This window comes from Pseudomonadota bacterium, assembly GCA_030860485.1.
Classification (GTDB): domain Bacteria; phylum Pseudomonadota; class Gammaproteobacteria; order JACCXJ01; family JACCXJ01; genus JACCXJ01.
Map to the genome: position 1 here is coordinate 1 of JALZID010000194.1, position 15,714 is coordinate 15,714.

General features: G+C 65.8%; 15 protein-coding genes. 8 read left to right on the forward strand and 7 right to left on the reverse strand.

What is annotated here, in order from left to right; translation table 11 throughout:
• From M3461_10550 to M3461_10560, 3 genes are all read right to left on the reverse strand, one after another.
• A partial coding sequence (locus M3461_10550; protein ID MDQ3774756.1) for a DUF11 domain-containing protein occupies positions 1-853 on the reverse strand: 853 nt, incomplete at its 3' end.
• Between the two features lie 177 nt (positions 854-1,030).
• On the reverse strand, positions 1,031-1,132 hold the full coding sequence (locus M3461_10555; GenBank protein MDQ3774757.1) for a TonB-dependent receptor: 102 nt from the start codon (positions 1,130-1,132) through the stop codon (positions 1,031-1,033).
• A 674-nt stretch (positions 1,133-1,806) separates the two neighbouring features.
• Positions 1,807-2,223: a hypothetical protein gene (locus M3461_10560; protein MDQ3774758.1), complete on the reverse strand. Its 417-nt coding sequence runs from the start codon at positions 2,221-2,223 to the stop codon at positions 1,807-1,809.
• Positions 2,224-2,266: 43 nt separating this feature from the next.
• Between M3461_10560 and queD the strand changes: the two genes are divergently transcribed.
• The 4 genes from queD (at position 2,267) to M3461_10580 (ending at position 4,514) form a co-directional block, all read left to right on the forward strand.
• Complete coding sequence (queD, locus tag M3461_10565; GenBank protein ID MDQ3774759.1) at positions 2,267-2,641, forward strand: 6-carboxytetrahydropterin synthase QueD; 375 nt, start codon at positions 2,267-2,269, stop codon at positions 2,639-2,641.
• A gap of 32 nt (positions 2,642-2,673) precedes the next feature.
• On the forward strand, positions 2,674-3,036 hold the full coding sequence (locus tag M3461_10570; protein MDQ3774760.1) for a 4a-hydroxytetrahydrobiopterin dehydratase: 363 nt from the start codon (positions 2,674-2,676) through the stop codon (positions 3,034-3,036).
• Between the two features lie 236 nt (positions 3,037-3,272).
• On the forward strand, positions 3,273-4,280 hold the full coding sequence (gene moaA, locus M3461_10575; protein ID MDQ3774761.1) for a GTP 3',8-cyclase MoaA: 1,008 nt from the start codon (positions 3,273-3,275) through the stop codon (positions 4,278-4,280).
• Between the two features lie 24 nt (positions 4,281-4,304).
• Positions 4,305-4,514, forward strand: coding sequence for a hypothetical protein (locus M3461_10580; protein ID MDQ3774762.1), 210 nt, complete (start codon positions 4,305-4,307; stop codon positions 4,512-4,514).
• Here M3461_10580 and M3461_10585 read toward each other — a convergent pair.
• Together M3461_10585 and M3461_10590 are read right to left on the reverse strand one after the other, a co-directional pair.
• Positions 4,495-5,523, reverse strand: coding sequence for a hypothetical protein (locus M3461_10585; GenBank protein MDQ3774763.1), 1,029 nt, complete (start codon positions 5,521-5,523; stop codon positions 4,495-4,497). The two genes, M3461_10580 and M3461_10585, sit on opposite strands and share 20 nt — an antisense overlap.
• A 37-nt stretch (positions 5,524-5,560) precedes the next feature.
• Complete coding sequence (locus tag M3461_10590) at positions 5,561-6,010, reverse strand: hypothetical protein (GenBank protein MDQ3774764.1); 450 nt, start codon at positions 6,008-6,010, stop codon at positions 5,561-5,563.
• 288 nt (positions 6,011-6,298) lie between these two features.
• Between M3461_10590 and M3461_10595 the strand changes: the two genes are divergently transcribed.
• On the forward strand, positions 6,299-6,736 hold the full coding sequence (locus M3461_10595) for a phage holin family protein (protein MDQ3774765.1): 438 nt from the start codon (positions 6,299-6,301) through the stop codon (positions 6,734-6,736).
• A 31-nt stretch (positions 6,737-6,767) separates the two neighbouring features.
• Here M3461_10595 and M3461_10600 read toward each other — a convergent pair whose 3' ends face one another.
• A complete protein-coding gene (locus M3461_10600; GenBank protein MDQ3774766.1) occupies positions 6,768-8,363 on the reverse strand; it encodes a B12-binding domain-containing radical SAM protein in 1,596 nt (531 codons plus the stop codon).
• Positions 8,364-8,682: 319 nt separating this feature from the next.
• Between M3461_10600 and gspD the strand changes: the two genes are divergently transcribed.
• The 3 genes from gspD to M3461_10615 all read left to right on the forward strand — a co-directional run bounded on the left by gspD (position 8,683) and on the right by M3461_10615 (position 13,272).
• Complete coding sequence (gspD, locus tag M3461_10605; protein MDQ3774767.1) at positions 8,683-10,881, forward strand: type II secretion system secretin GspD; 2,199 nt, start codon at positions 8,683-8,685, stop codon at positions 10,879-10,881.
• 388 nt (positions 10,882-11,269) lie between these two features.
• On the forward strand, positions 11,270-12,682 hold the full coding sequence (gene glnA / locus M3461_10610) for a type I glutamate--ammonia ligase (protein ID MDQ3774768.1): 1,413 nt from the start codon (positions 11,270-11,272) through the stop codon (positions 12,680-12,682).
• Between the two features lie 131 nt (positions 12,683-12,813).
• Positions 12,814-13,272 carry a hypothetical protein gene (locus tag M3461_10615; GenBank protein ID MDQ3774769.1) on the forward strand — a complete coding sequence of 153 codons (459 nt, stop codon included), beginning with the start codon at positions 12,814-12,816 and terminating at the stop codon, positions 13,270-13,272.
• A gap of 514 nt (positions 13,273-13,786) precedes the next feature.
• Here M3461_10615 and parE read toward each other — a convergent pair.
• Positions 13,787-15,679, reverse strand: coding sequence for a DNA topoisomerase IV subunit B (gene parE, locus M3461_10620; GenBank protein ID MDQ3774770.1), 1,893 nt, complete (start codon positions 15,677-15,679; stop codon positions 13,787-13,789).
• Positions 15,680-15,714 lie beyond the last annotated feature (35 nt).

Genomic DNA, 15,714 nt, shown 5'->3' on the forward strand with positions numbered 1-15,714 from the left:
GCTCGGAGACTGCCGCAGGGACATCGAGGAACACGGTCCCGTAATCCCCTTCATCGGCGTCGGCGAACGCATAGTCGAACTCGATAAAGCTCGCGCCGGCTGGGATATCGACATCGAAGCTGATGGAGCTCGAAGAGGCCGTCTCAGGACAGGCGATCTCCCCATTCTCAAAACCGCAACCGGCCGGCAGAGGATTCTCCAGACCCAACGGCGTCGTGCGGATCACGTCGACGACCGTGGTAGCGGTCGAGACCGAGTTGTTCCCCGCATTCGGATCGTTCTTCTTCGCGGCGACCGAGGCCTGATTGGTGATCGTGCCCGGCGCCGTAGGGGTGACCCTGACGGTCACGGTGACCTGGGCGCCGCTTGCGATCCTGCCGAGGTTGCAACCTACGGGGTCGGTGCCTCCGCAAGAGCCTTGGGTCGTCGTGACCGCCCCGGGCGTGACGCCCGCGGGCAGCTCATCGGTGAGCGTGACGCCCGTGGCGCGCCTAGCTCCGTTGTTCCGGATCATGAGGGTATAGGTGAGCTGCTGGCCAGCGGCCACCGGGTCGGGCGCATCGGTCACGGTAAGGGAAAGGCCTGCCGGGGGCGGCGGTGGTGACGGCGGTGGCGCTGGTGGCGGTGACGGTGGTGGCGGTCCGCCGCCGCCGTCATCGTCGTCATCGTCGTCATTATCGTCATCGTCACCGTCATCGTCATCGTCATCGTCATCGTCATCGTCGCCCCCACGGTGGTGGGATGGCTCCGACACCACTGCGACGCCGACCAGATCGATACCACCCGGCTCCATGCGCGCCTGCGCGGAAGGGCTCACATGCACCAAGGAAAGCGCGAGCAGGAGGCCGAACAAGCTGAGTCTCTGGGGTTGACGAGAATGAAGCATCGGTACGAACGATAAGATCCAGAGCCCAATCGGGAAGACGAGCAGCATTGGTAATACATACGGTATCAGCTAACTATGCGCACCCCCCCAAATGGGGGGCTTGACAAGCGGTGTCCGTTTTTTGTTTCTTCGTCGCTAACTTGTTCAACCACCACTCGTCTTTGCCCAGTCGTAACGCCCGCCACCCAGGATATGCAGCTTGTCCCAGAACGTGATTTGATCCTGAAAGTAAGCGCCCCATGCCAAAGTTGCCCCTCTTTGCTAAAGAAACTGAAAGGCTGGGCTTGAATTGCGGCCAGGTCCCACCCTGCCAAGTTGAGGATTAAACAGGTCCACGGTTGGCGTGGGTAATCCAAAGAGCAGCGGAAAATCCTGTTCTCGTTATGGCCGGAGGAACGGCTTCCCACGGGGGACGTAGGGGAATGGTGGTCCAACGGCAAAGGCCCTATCCCGGAAAGGGCTCTTCCGCGCGGGCCCTCGTCCTCCATCCAGGAGCTGAATCGGAGCCACTGCGGGTGGCCCTCGGGCAGGCGAGCCACATCGTGCAGGACGCCGAGGGTGGAAAGCTCCTGTGCGTTGAGATACAGCGTCGGCCCGGACTTGGAAAGCTCCTCCCGAAGCGCCCGCGCAAACGCCGCCGCCGGTGCGCTCGGGCCGGTCGGGACGAGGGTGAAGTAGCGGGTGCTCGCCCTCCGCTGGCCTGTGAGGCGTGTTGCGCGACGATGCTCTTCTGAATGAGCGTCCGCGTGAGCGTCTTGAGCGCCGATACGATGTACCAACCGTCCGCGGGATCGCCCTGGCGGAACAGGGCCTCGCCCCGCCGCACCGTCACCCACTGCGCCTGCTCCTCCAAGTTCTCGATCTCGCGCGCGCCGAAGGGGCCGAAGAAGGCGGGAGCACCTCGGCCAGCTGCGCGCGCCCTAGGCGGCTCCGGATGATCCATACCAGCGGCTCCAGTAGCTCGCCTCGCGGTCCGAGAGCGCATCGAGCACGACACGCCTGAGCCGGTAAAGCAGGCAGGGGGATTCTGCCTCGACGGTCGTCGTCCACGCCCCGCCGAGTACCAGCTGGATCCGCCCAGCACCCCTCCCGGCCCGTACCGCTCGATGACCTTCTCCTCGCCGCTCGGGGCCACGGTTACCGGCCGCAGGGTCCCCGACGCCACGGCGCCGGCGTTCGGGCCCGGGCAATCCGTTCACCCGGCAGAGCGTCGCCTCTCTACGCGGCAAGCACCAGATCGCACGTGTCCGAAGCAGATCGCCCGGCGCCCTTTCGAAGGCCCCTTCACGGCGGATGAGGCGGCGCGCGACGTCCTCGTTTCCAGAGGGACGGGACACGAGGTAGCTTACGATTTCAAGTCGGCTTAGCTAGACTTCCGGCATGGAGATATTCAAGGAGTTTTCGATCGAGGCGGCCCACTACCTCCCGAACCTGCCGGTGGGCCACAAGTGCCGACGGCTGCACGGGCACTCGTTTCGGATCGGGGTGTACGTGAGGGGGGATTGCGACCCCAAGAGCGGCTGGGTCATGGACTTCGGCGACATCACGGAGAAGTTTCAGCCGCTCTTCGAGCGCTTGGACCATTATTGCCTGAACGAGGTCCAAGGGCTCGAGAACCCGACGAGCGAGAACCTGGCGCGCTGGGTGTGGACGCGGCTCGCACCCGAGATCCCGGGACTCACCCAGATCGTGATCCGTGAGACCTGCAATGCCGGCTGTGTCTACCGCGGGGAGGCCGAACAGAGCGATACATAGGTATTTTTAAGACACCACACCAGGAGGCGTCGATGACCCAGCTTGCCGGAAGGCGTTGCAAACCGTGTGAAGGCGGCACACCCCGGCTCAGTGCTGCGGAGGCCCAGGCGCTCCTTCGCGACACCCCCGGCTGGCGGCTCGATGAGCCGGGCGGGACCATCAGCAAGGTCTACCCGTTTCGAAACTACTACGAGACCCTGGCCTTCGCCAACGCCGTGGCCTTCATCGCCCACCGGGAGGACCATCACCCGGTGATGATCGTCGGCTACCGGCAGTGCGAGGTGCGCTATACCACCCATGCCATCTCGGGCTTGTCGGAGAACGACTTCATCTGCGCGGCCAAGGTCGATCTGCTCTTCGGTGCAGCCCCCGAGGGCTCGAGCGGACCGATCTAGCCGGGTGGGCCGGTGACCGGCCCGCTCATCGCGACGCGGCCGATCGGCCGGGTATACTAACCGCTCCGTTGGCGAGCAATCATGAGGCAGCAGTCTTTCCACTGTAGTCACGCCATGGGTTCGGCGGGAACCCACGCCGGGGACGTGGTGCCCGGCTCTCCCTGTTCCCTAAGCGGGAGAGCGAGCCTCGGTCGCTCCTGGTCACTCACCCGGCGCCCCGCCCCCGAGAAGACCTCATGGCACTGACCGATAGCCTCGGACGCCCGCTGCGCGATCTGCGCATCTCGGTCACGGACCGCTGCAACTTCCGCTGTCCCTATTGCATGCCCAAGGAGGTGTTCGGGCGGGAATGGGCGTTCCTGCCGCGCCGCGAGCTCCTGTCCTTCGAGGAGATCACGCGTCTCTCGCGCCTGTTCGCGGGGCTCGGGGTGAGCAAGATCCGCGTCACCGGAGGCGAGCCGCTGCTGCGTCGGGATCTGCCGAAGCTCATCGCCGGGCTCGTCGATATCGACGGGGTACGGGATGTGACGCTGACCACCAACGGCTCGCTCCTCGGGCGCATGGCCGCGGGACTCCGATCGGCGGGTCTGACGCGCCTGAGCGTGAGCCTGGATGCCCTGGAGGACGGCGTCTTCCGCGCCATGAACGACGTCGATTTCCCCGTGGAGCGGGTGCTCGAAGGTATCTCCGCGGCCGCGCAGGCCGGGTTCAGCCCCATCAAGATCAACATGGTCGTCAAGCGCGGCGTGAACGAGCGGGAACTCCCGGAGATGGCGGGTTACTGCCGAGCCGCCGGTCATGTCCTGCGCTGCATCGAGTACATGGACGTGGGCCACAGCAACAGTTGGCGACTGGAGGACGTGGTGCCGGCGCCCGAGATCCTGGCGATCCTCGGGTCGGAATGGCCGCTCGAAGCACTCACGCCGACCTATTTCGGGGAGGTCGCGAGCCGCTACCGCTATCGGGATGGCGGCGGCGAGATCGGTATCATCGCCTCCGTGACCCAACCCTTCTGCCGCACCTGTACCCGCGCGCGGGTGACCGCCGATGGACAGCTCTACACCTGCCTGTTCGCGACCCGCGGCCACGACCTGCGCGGCCTCCTGCGTAGCGGTGCGAGCGACGACGATATCGCGGCTCTCCTCGGCGCCCTGTGGCACCGGCGCACCGATCGCTATTCGGAGCGGCGCAGTGCCGAGACCGTGGGGCTCCGCAAGGTCGAGATGTCGCGCGTGGGCGGTTGAGCCCGCGGGTCCTGCAACGGCGCCATGACCCACACCCGACAGCCGGCGGTGCTCGCGGGAGGGTGGCTCGTCACGGCTTGGCTGTCCTTCATCTCGCTCGGGTGCACCGGGCACGAAGGTAGCGACATAGCCGGTGATCACATTCAGGATCTCCCGCAGCCTCAGCCTCTGGAGCACCAGCGGCCGAAGGAGAACGGGCGCGAGGCGCCGGGGGCTAGCGCGGGCTATCGGTGAGGATGGTGGCGTCATCGGCGCTGGAGGCCTTGGCCACCTGGAGGAGCTTCAGGGTCAGGACCCGGCCGACCTCGATCCGGGCCCCCGCGCGGATCTGGACGGACGCCCCCTTCGATACCGCGGCGCCGTCGATAGCGGTGGTCCCGTCGGATACCTGATACAGGTATAGGCCCTCGGGTCGGCGTCGCAACTCGAAGTGCCACCGCCCGATGCGCTGCAACTGGTGGGAGTCTGGAGAAGACAGCACGATATCGTTGGCCGTGGCACCTTCGAACTCGGCGAGCCGGCCACAGGTCACGGCATCCTGCTCGGGTATCTTCAGAACCTCACCGCTCTCTTCCACCAACATGGCGGTCGGGAACAGACTGCGATCGCGCCAGTCGAGCACGAAGATCTCCACGGGTTGCGACACGCCCTTCACCGTCGCCGCCGGGAGCGCACGGCAGGAGCGACGGCGCGCGGACGACAGCTCCTGGAATGCGGCGCGGGTGAGCCGGATCTCGGAACCGCTGGCGGTGCCCGCAACCCGCGAGCACAGGTTCACCGAATCCCCGGTGACCATGGTCCCGTCGGTCAAGGTCGGGCCGTAGTGCAGGCCGACGCGCACGGTGAGCTGGTGGTCGCGCGTGCGCGCGATGTTCTCGCGGGCCAAGGCCGTCTGCAGCTCGATGAAGGAACTGACGGCCTGTTCGGCCGCCTGAAAGCAGATGAAGGCCCCGTCCCCCGCGGTGTCGACGATGCGGCCACCCTGACCGCGGGCGATCTGGCCCACCAGATCGACGTGGCGCTGCTGCAGCTTGCGCCCCGCCTCGTCCCCGAAGCGCGCGAAATAGGGGGTGGAGCCCACGATGTCGGAGAACGCCAGCGCCATCGAGCGTTCGAAACGCTGAGACAGGAGGCGCGAGATCTCGTTCTGCAGGCGGATCAGCTCGGTGAGCGAGAGGTCCTGTAGACGGTCGGCCAAGGTGCTTGGTTGCACGGTGCTCGGTTCCACGGTGCTCGGTTCCATCGGTGAAGGAGCGCTCGGCGGCAGGAATGGGTGTCGGTCAGGGGCGGGACGCGATGTTGTCGGCGGCCGCCTTTCCCTTATGGACCTCCCAACTGCCGGGACACCCATAGATGTCCTGCCAGCTCCCCGTCCCCGCCCGGTCCCCCAGCGTGCCCTCGAAGGTGGCGGCGTCATAGCCCTCGTAGGTGAACGCCCCGGTCATGCGGCCGCGGGCGTCGATCTTCCCTTCCAGCACGTAGCCGTAGCCCGAGTCGTCTCGTAGCTCGCCCGTAATGGTCGAGCCCTTGATCGTGAGCCGGCCCGTACCGGTCCCGTAGCCGCAGTCCTCTGCGGCCCCCGGACGGGACACGGCGGTCTTGCCGAGGACGTCCCACACGCCATCGAAGCGTGTCAGGGCGGGATCGGCCGGCGTCGCGTTGATCTCGCTACAGCCGTTGAGAGCGCTCGCAACGAGCGGCAGGACACACCACATCATCTTTGTTTTCATCGATGCTCCACCCACCAAGTGACCGTTGACCCGGTGATATCTCCGAGGTTATATCTCCCGCGCGCGCGGCGCTTCCCCGGCCAAACAGAAGCAATGAGATCTTGCCCGCGAATCTACACCACGACGAACGCGAATTCCAGGACCACGGATCCAGGACTATCAATCCAGCACTACCTGGGGGCAGACGCTCCCGGGGGAGCGATTGCCTGGCAGAGGCCGAGCGGGCACAATGGCTCGCGGGGCCCTCAACGAACGATAGATAGACCGAGCACGAGCGGAGGAGTAGCCATGCCCAACATCACCGAGCAGCAGGCGGGCTCGCTGTCCGAATCGACGCGTTCCCCGCAGGCGCGCATCGCGCGCGTGGTGCGCGAGGCCAGCGGCCGGATCGGCAAGGTCGCGGGCGAGGCCGCGAGCGACATCGCGGTGGTGGTGCGGGACGAGGTCGGGCGGCTCGCCGCCCTGTTCAGGCCGGAGCTCCTCACGGTCGGCAAGGGCCTCGCGGCGCTCTGCGTCGCGGCGCTCGGAGGCCTACTGGCGCTGGGGTTTGCAAACGTCGCGCTCCTCGGTCTGCTGAGGGAGATATTGCCGCTGCCGTGGGCGGCGCTGGTCCTGGCGGTGATCTGGGGCGCCGGGGCCCTCTTGTGCCTCCGTTTCGCGCGGGCTCAGGTGCGGCGCTTGATGGATCTCAAGGGCACGGCCCGCGAGGGTCCCCTGCCCGGCTGATTGCCTGGAGCGGACCCTCGTCCCCGCGTCATCACGCGCGCTTAAGGGCCACGGCCTCGAACCGTTTGGACTCTTCGAACTCTCTGGACAGGGCCATGGGAACCTTGTAGATGTTGAAGTGTCCGGAGACATCGTAGCTCCGGTACATCTCCTGAAACTCGTGCATCCATAGCCCGAAGAAGAAGGCCAGGTCCACGTGCCTCGGGCGATGGAGGAGGGTCCAGCGCACCAGTGCCCAGAAATTTCGCCGGCCTTTGCCCCTGATCCCGATGTGGTAGACCATGCGGACCACGATCCCGAGGTAGCGCCGGAGCAAGGGGAGGGTCCAGCCGCCGACGTTCTCGTGCGACGCGATCGGGCTTTGCCGGTAATCCAGCAGCATCGTCTTGGCGCGCTCGCGGACGAATTCGGGGGCGTATATCGATCGCAGGACCTTCTTGTAGCCCGCCGAGAGTACCCGGGCATCCATCTTGGGCACGATGTTGGTCTGGCTCTCGTGGAAGTCGAACTCGTAGACCAGACGACCCTCGCGCTTCATGCGCTCGTAGAGCTCGGTGCCCGGGGGGGCCTTGAGCACGCTGACCCCCGCGATGACGATCCCGCTGTCTTGGATGAACTCGATCTGGCGGTCGAAGATGGTCGGGGTGTCGGTATCGAATCCGACGATGAAGCCGGCCGTGACCAGGAAGCCGGCCCGGTGCAGCGCGCGCACGTTGTCGAGCATGTTGCGGCGCGTGTTCTGGCTCTTCTTGCAGGCCAGGAGGCCGACCTCGTCCGGGGTCTCGATGCCGACGAAGATGTGCCGGAAACCGGCCTGGCGCATGAGGTCCATGAGCTCGGTGTCGTCGGCCAGGTTGATCGTGACCTGCGTCGCGAAACCGACGGCGGGGTGTTTCTCTCTGCGCCACTCGATGAGCGCGGGGAGCAGATCGGACTTGAGCAGTTTCTTGTTGCCGATGAGATTATCGTCCGCGAACACCACCAGATCGAAGCGGTCGAGGTCCCCCAGGGCCTCGAGCTCCGCGATCATCTGCGCGGCGGTCTTGGTCCGCGGGCGGCGGCCGAAGAGGGCGGTGACATCGCAGAAATCGCACATATACGGGCAGCCGCGGGAATACTGGACGATGGCGAAACCGTAACGGTCGAGATCGCAGAGCTCCCACAGCGGGACCGGCGTTTGGTGTACGTCGGCCAGCTCCGACGAGGTATAGAGGGGCTTCGGACAGCCCGCTTCGAGGTCCGCGACGAAGGGCGGGAGGGTCACCTCGGCCTCGTTCAAGACGAAGTGATCGACCCCGGGGAAGTTCTGGTGCTCGTGGGTGAAGAGCGGTCCCCCTGCCACCACCTTAACGCCGGCCCGGCGGCAGCTCGCGATCACCTCTCGGGCCGAGCCGGCCTGGACGTTCATGGCCCCGATGAAGGCATAATCGGCCCAGGCGAGATCGGTATCGACGAGCGGCCCGAGGTTCAGATCGACGAGCCGCTTGTTCCACTCCGAGGGCAACATGGCGGCCACCGTGAGCAGCCCGACCGGCGGATAATTCGCCTGCTTGCCGGCCATCTTCAGGAGCTGGCTCATGGACCAAAACGCGAACGGCATCTTGGGGTAGATGAAGAGTATGTTCATGCTCCTCCGCGTGGGGAGATGGGGTCTGCCTTGTCGTTGTTATGCCACCCGTCACGCATGCGAGCGGTCCGCCGTGGCCCGCGGCCTAAATAAAGGTGAATGGGCGCGAGGGCTAGGGTATCCCGATCCGAGCGCTTGTCAAATCACGCCCGAGGGGCGTCCCCGGCACCCAGAACCCGCTTCAATAAGCGCGGCTAATATGATGAGCCATGGGTTCTTACTTCCGGCACGTTATGGTAGGCTCGGTAGCTGGGAGGGGATTGCGAACGATGGTGGCGAACGCCAGCCGGCCGGCATGCCGCCGGTCCCACGCCGGATAATGACGAATGCCGCCCGCTGGTGGGTTGTGCTGTGCGTGGGCGCCGTCGCGCTCTCTGCGTGTACGACGGCGTCGCAGCGCGCGCAGCCACCGCCGCCTCGGCCGATCACCGGCGCCCCGCGGGCCGAGGCCGGCAAGACCCCCGCGCCGGCGATGACCGAGATCACGCTCGAAGACGAGGACAAGAAACCGCCGCGTCCGAACGTCGAAATGTACCCCGGCACCGGGACCTTCGTGAACCCGAAGGCGGTGGCACCCAGGCCGCCGGACACGGGCGGGGAATACACGCTCAACTTCGAGGCCACCGATCTCCAGGAGGTCGTCAAGGTGGTCATCGGCGACCTCCTCAAGGAGAGCTATTTCATCGACCCCAAGGTGACCGGTCAGGTCACCATCCAGACCAGCCGGCCGCTCAAACGCGCCGAGCTCTTGCCCACCCTCGAGAACCTGCTGCGCCTGAACGGGGCCGTGCTGCTGCGTTCCGACGGCCTCTACAAGGTCATGCCGGGGGCCCAGGCGACCCGCGGTTCGCCGCCGGCCTCGGTGCAGCGCGTCGCGGCCGCGCGGGGGTATGGGATCCGGGTCGTGCCGCTGCGCTTTGTCTCGGCGCGCGAGCTGCACAAGCTCATCGAGCCGTTCCTGCCCCCGGATGCGCCCCAGATCGTAGACGAGCAGCGCAATTTATTGATCCTGACGGGGACAGAGCAGGAGCTCGAATCCACCATGGAGCTCGTGGAGATCTTTGACGTGGACTGGCTGAACGGCATGTCGGTCGGTCTCTTCAAGCTCAAGGACGCCGAGGTGAAGACCCTGCACGCGGAGATGGAGAAGATCTTCGGGGACAAGGACAGCCCGGTCTCGGGGGTGGTGCGCATGGTCCCCGTGGAGCGCCTCAACGCCCTCCTGGTCGTGACCTCCCGGCCCGATTACCTGGAACATGCCCGCGAATGGGTCGAGCGCCTGGACCAAGTCGCGGACGCGGTGGGACCGCGCCTCTTCGTGTACCGGGTGCAGAACGGCAAGGCCGCGGACCTCGCGACCGTCCTCGGCGGGATCTTCGGCGCCGAGGCGACGAAGGAAGGCGGACCGCCCGCGGCCGAGCTCGCCCCCGGCGAAGAGCCGACCACCCTGGACAGCGGCGACCCGCGCACCTCCGAGCGCGAAGGAGATCTGGGGGGTGAGGAGATGGGGGGCGGCAAGCGCCGCACCGGCAAGGGTTCGAAGGAGCCGGCGGTGTCCGTGGTCTCGACCGAGAACCTCAAGATCATCGCCGACGAGTCCACCAACGCGCTCGTGATCCTGGCCCGGACCCAGGACTACAAGATGATCGAGACGGCGCTCAAGAACCTGGACGTGGTGCCCCTCCAGGTCTTGATCGAGGCGAGCGTGATCGAGGTGACCTTGAACGACAATCTGAGCTACGGGGTCGAGTGGTTCTTCAGGCACAGCGTGCGCGAGGATACCGCCGTGGGGACGCTCGACCTGGCGGGTGCTGCAGGCCTCGCCGCACTCGGCGCACCCAATTTTTCCTATGCGTTGTTCGCCGACGGTGGCAGGGTCAGGGCCGTCATCAACGCCATCGCCAGTGAGAGCAAGCTCAACGTGCTGTCCTCGCCGTCGCTGATGGTGCTCGACAACCAGACCGCCACGATCGAGGTGGCCACCGACGTACCCATCACCACCGGACAGCAGCAGGCAGTGCTGGACACGGGTGGAGTGGACAACATCCCCAATGTGCTCGCTTCGGTCGACTTCAGGAAGGCCGGCGTGATCCTCGAGGTCACGCCGCGCGTCAACGCCAGCGGGCGTATTACGCTCGACCTGAGCCAGGAGGTGAGCGACCCCATTCCGCCCGCGCCAGGTGCTCCGGGGGGGAATCCGTCGTTTCTTGAGCGGAAAGTCGAGACCTCCGTGACCGTGCAGAGCGGTGAGACCCTGGTGATCGGAGGGCTCATCGGCGAGAACAAGTCGGATTCCGAGACCGGGATCCCCTTCCTCAAAGACATGCCCGTGCTCGGGGGCATCTTCGGCTCGACCTCGGACACGTTGCGGCGCACCGAGTTGCTGGTGTTGTTGACTCCCAAGGCGGTGCGCGATCAGGGCGAGGCGCGTGCCGTGACCAAGGAGTTCCGGGAGCGTCTCAAGGAACTCGAGAAGGCTGGCCCCGGCGAGGTCCGCCGCGGGCCCGGTCGTCCTTGAGAAGAAGGCCCTGCAAGTCTACCCCTTCGGAAACACGGAGAGGTTTAGAGTGGGGCGAACGCCGTTTCCGTTGGCGGCGGGCTGACCCCCACCCCGACCCTTGTCCGCGAAAAGCACGGACAGGGGAGAGAGTTTCGAGTTCCCTCCCCTGCGAAGCGGGGGAGGGTTAGGGTGGGGGGGTAACGCCACCGTCGCCGATTGACCTATACTCACGCCCGCCGCGGGCGTGAGGCTCCGCCGGCACACAAGAACCATATCGCGCGTACCGCCCATCGTTCCCCGATATCATCCCCAGAACTCATTCAGGGGCTTCCACCAGGTCGTCCCCGGGGCGAGGGGCGGATCGATATTGCACGCGCGTTCCAGACCGGTCGTTGGAGGGCTTTGCATGACACCCAAAGAAGTGATGGACCTTATCAAAGGCAAGAACATCGAGATCGTGGACCTCAAGTTCCAGGACTTTCCGGGCACCTGGCAGCACTTCTCGATCCCGATCAGCGAGGTGACACCCGACATCTTCGATGAGGGGCTGGGCTTCGACGGCTCCAGCATCCGCGGATGGCAGGCCATTCACGCGAGCGACATGATGGTCGTGCCCGACCCGGTGACCGCCATCGTCGACCCCTTCACGGAACGGCCGACCCTCTCCCTGATCTGCAACATCGTGGACCCGGTGACCCGTGAGCGCTATTCACGCGACCCGCGCTACATCGCCGACAAGGCCGAAAGCTATCTCAAAAGCACGGGCATCGGGGATGTCGCCTACTTCGGGCCGGAGGCGGAGTTCTTCATCTTAGACGGGGTGCGCTTTGACCAGAACGCCCATTGCGGCTTTTACTATGTCGAGTCGGAGGAGGGGATCTGGGAGTCGGGCAGCGACCAGGGTCCCAACCTCGGGCACAAGCCCCGCCACAAGGAGGGGTATTTCCCGGTCGCGCCCACCGATTCACAGCAGGACATCCGCACCGAGATGATCCTGGAGATGGAGAAGGCGGGCATCCAGGTCGAGAAGCACCACCACGAGGTGGCGACGGCGGGCCAGGCCGAGATCGACATGCGCTACGACTCCTTAACCCGCATGGCCGACAAGATGATGCTCTACAAGTACATCTGCAAGAACGTGGCGCTGCGCTACGGCAAGACCGTGACCTTCATGCCCAAACCCATCTTCGGCGACAACGGCTCGGGGATGCACACCCACCAGAGCATCTGGAAGGCCGGGCAGCCGCTGTTCGCTGGCAACAAGTACGCCGGGATCAGCGATCTGTGCCTGCATTACATCGGCGGGATCCTGAAGCACGCGCCGGCCCTGTGCGCCTTCGTGGCCCCCACCACCAACTCCTACAAGCGCCTGGTGCCGGGATTCGAGGCGCCCGTCAACCTGGCCTATTCCTCGCGCAATCGATCGGCGGGGGTCCGCATACCGCTCTATTCGCCGAGCCCCAAGGCCAAGCGCATCGAGGTGCGGTTTCCCGATCCGTCCTGCAACCCCTATCTCGCCTTTGCGGCCATGTTGATGGCGGGGCTGGACGGCATCGAAAACAAGATCGACCCGGGCGAGCCGCTCGACAAGAACCTCTACGACCTGCCCCCCGAGGAGCTCGCGAAGGTGCCGAGCTGTCCGGCCTCTTTGGAGGCCTCGCTGGCTGCCCTGGAAAAGGACCATGAGTTCCTGACCCGAGGCAATGTGTTCACCCAGGACGTCATCGACACCTGGCTCGACTACAAGCGCACCAAGGAGTGTGATCCGGTGCGCCTGCGTCCCCACCCCTACGAGTTCGCCCTGTATTACGACTGCTAACCGCGGGCGATTGCTAACGGCGGGCGACTGGCGAGATCGGCAGGCCGACGCCACCTCCGCCTGCGAGCTGATTATGAGGTGGCGTTTCGGCGTGCTTAAAGGTAATGTGCCAGAGCAAGCAGGGCCCCATCATGAGCGACGACGTCAGCGACGAGTCACCCGCCTGGGATACCCCCATCGCGGTGACCTTGACCCCTGAGACCATCATGAACACGGTGTTCGTCTCCGCGGGAAGCGTCCACACCGGGTGGGAGTCGTGCGTCGACGATGCGCTGGTGGTCGAGGAGACGGTGGTCGCCGATGAGGCGAGCGCCGATCACTGCCGCCTGGCCCAGCAGGAATACGCCGATTCCGATGCGGCCGACGACACCTGGCACGATTGGACCATCGAGCTCCGGCTGGGGAACGTCTACCTCATGGCCCACTGGCGGGCGCGCGCACCGGGCAGCCCCGCGGACTGGGACTGGTGCGCCACCGAGGCCGAGCAGGCCTTCATGAACGCTTGTGTGCTGCTCGGCAGGCGCGTCCGGCGCGGTCTCCTGGTGGACATGCCCCCGCACACAGACCGCCCCTCGCGCACCCGGCACTGAGCGCCGGTGGACGCCGATCTACGGGGGTACGGTGCCGGGGGGCCGCCCGCGTGACGGTCATCCCCGTGACGCCCTTCGTGCAGAACTGCTCGGTGACAGTGGAGGCCGGGGTAGAGATCGAGCGAGACCGAGAAGGTCCTTTTGACGCACGGGCACATTGCGATTGATCCACCCGTTTCGCGCCATCATGCGCATCGAATTCTAGGCCGAACGCGCCGAGCGCGTGCTGGCGCTCATGTAGCAACGTGCGGTAGCAACATCGATTTAGAACATGATCTGAAAGGAGTCGAAGGGTCGTTATACGGAAGAGCGACGCACTTTCTTGTACGACCGAAGTAACGGGCCGTAGGCCATTGGGTAGGTACCGGCATTTCTCACGAGCGCCCTTAAGAATTTACGAAGGGTAGCGGTGACCAATGTAGTGAGCACGTGATCACCAATGGCACTGGTCGGCGCAGTGGCGGAGATCGCTAAGCCCAGAAAAGCTCCGGGTTCCGTTTCATTCAGCCGCTGGCTACTCCGCCGTCGCCAGATCGCCCTTTTCCTCTAGCCACACCCGCCGCTCGGCGGCCTTTTTCTTGGCGAGCAGCATCTCCAGGATGCCGTCGGTCTCGTCGCCCGAGGCGAGGGTGAGCTGCAGGAGGCGGCGGGTCTCGGGAGCCATGGTGGTCTCGCGGAGTTGCAGCGGATTCATCTCGCCCAGGCCCTTGAAACGCTGCACGTTGGGCCGGGCCTTGCGCTTCTCGGCGGCGATGCGATCCAGGTGCCCCTGCTTCTCCTCTTCGTCCAGGGCGTAGAAGACCTCGTGGCCGACATCGATGCGATAGAGCGGCGGCATCGCGACGTGCACATGCCCGGCTTCGACTACCGGCCGAAAGTGGCGCACGAACAGGGCACAGAGCAAGGTCGCGATGTGGCGGCCGTCGGAATCGGCGTCGGCGAGGATGCAGATCTTGCCGTAACGCAGGCCCTCGAGCCGCTGCGAACCGGGGTCCACCCCGATCGCGACGGCGATGTCGTGGACCTCTTTGGAGCCTAGGACCTCGCCAGGCTCGACCTCCCAGGTGTTCAGGATCTTGCCGCGCAGGGGCATGACGGCCTGGAACTCCCGATCGCGCGCCTGCTTGGCGGAGCCGCCGGCCGAATCGCCCTCGACGAGGAACAGCTCGGAGAGGGCCGGTCCTTCCGCCGTGCAGTCGGCGAGCTTGCCGGGCAGCGCCGGGCCACCGGTGATCTTCTTGCGCACCACCTTCTTGTCGGCGCGCAGCCGGCTCTGGGCGCGTAGGATCGCGATCTCGGCAATGCGTTCGCCGGTCTCGACATGCTGGTGGAGCCACAGGGAGAGGGCATCGCGCACCACCCCGGAGACGAAGGCCGCGCAGGCGCGCGAGCTCAACCGCTCCTTGGTCTGGCCGGCGAACTGGGGATCCTCGATCTTGACCGAGACGATATAGGCGCAGCGCTCGTAGACATCCTCGGGCGCGAGCTTGACCCCGCGCGGGAGCAGGTCGCGAAACTCACAGAACTCCCGGACGGCGTCCGTGAGCCCTTGGCGCAGGCCGTTGACGTGCGTGCCGCCCAGTGGGGTGGGGACCAGGTTGACATAGCTCTCGGTGATGGTCTCGCCGTCCTCGGTGAGCCATACGAAAGCCCAGTCCACCGCCTCGTGCGGGCCCTCCAGGCTCCCCGTGTAAGGCTCGCGGGGGACGCGCTCCAGGCCGGCGAGGGCCTCGCCGAGATACCCTGCGAGGCCGTCTTCATAACGCCATTCCATCTCTTCGCGGCTGTCTTCGTCAAACAGGCGCACCGAGAGACCGGGGCACAGGACCGCTTTGGCCCGGAGCACGTGTTTCAATCTCGGGATTGCGATCTGTGGCGCGTCGAAGTAGCGCGGGTCGGGCCAGAAGCGCACCGCGGTGCCGGTATTGTGTTTGGCGACCGGGCCCACGGCCTGTAGCTCGGTCTTCTTCTCCCCGCCCTCGAAGCCCATGTGGTACTCCCGGCCCCCGCGGCGCACCCACACCTCGAGGCGCTGCGAGAGCGCGTTCACCACCGACACGCCGACGCCGTGCAGCCCGCCCGAGAAGCGATAGGTCTTTCCGGTGGTGAACTTCCCGCCGGCGTGCAGGCGCGTCAGGATTACCTCGACACCAGTGACCTTCTCCCCGGGATGGACATCGACCGGCATGCCCCGGCCGTCGTCGGTGACGGTGACGGAGGCGTCGCTATGGAGAATGACCTCGATGCGCTTGGCATGGCCCGCGATGGCCTCGTCCACGCTGTTGTCCACGACTTCCTGGACCAGGTGGTTGGGACGGGTCGTGTCGGTGAACATGCCCGGCCGCTTGCGGACCGGATCGAGGCCTGAGAGGACCTCGATGTCGGAGGCGTCGTAGCGCCGGTTCACGCGGATACGGGTCGCTGGACCCCGAGCATCCGCAC

Coding starts and splice junctions, on each gene's coding strand:
- queD (MDQ3774759.1), top strand. CDS start 2,267: ATGGAGATATTCAAGGAGTTTTCGATCGAGGCGGCCCACTACCTCCCG.
- M3461_10570 (MDQ3774760.1), top strand. CDS start 2,674: ATGACCCAGCTTGCCGGAAGGCGTTGCAAACCGTGTGAAGGCGGCACA.
- moaA (MDQ3774761.1), top strand. CDS start 3,273: ATGGCACTGACCGATAGCCTCGGACGCCCGCTGCGCGATCTGCGCATC.
- M3461_10580 (MDQ3774762.1), top strand. CDS start 4,305: ATGACCCACACCCGACAGCCGGCGGTGCTCGCGGGAGGGTGGCTCGTC.
- M3461_10585 (MDQ3774763.1), bottom strand. CDS start 5,523: ATGGAACCGAGCACCGTGGAACCGAGCACCGTGCAACCAAGCACCTTG.
- M3461_10590 (MDQ3774764.1), bottom strand. CDS start 6,010: ATGAAAACAAAGATGATGTGGTGTGTCCTGCCGCTCGTTGCGAGCGCT.
- M3461_10595 (MDQ3774765.1), top strand. CDS start 6,299: ATGCCCAACATCACCGAGCAGCAGGCGGGCTCGCTGTCCGAATCGACG.
- M3461_10600 (MDQ3774766.1), bottom strand. CDS start 8,363: ATGAACATACTCTTCATCTACCCCAAGATGCCGTTCGCGTTTTGGTCC.
- gspD (MDQ3774767.1), top strand. CDS start 8,683: ATGACGAATGCCGCCCGCTGGTGGGTTGTGCTGTGCGTGGGCGCCGTC.
- glnA (MDQ3774768.1), top strand. CDS start 11,270: ATGACACCCAAAGAAGTGATGGACCTTATCAAAGGCAAGAACATCGAG.
- M3461_10615 (MDQ3774769.1), top strand. CDS start 12,814: ATGAGCGACGACGTCAGCGACGAGTCACCCGCCTGGGATACCCCCATC.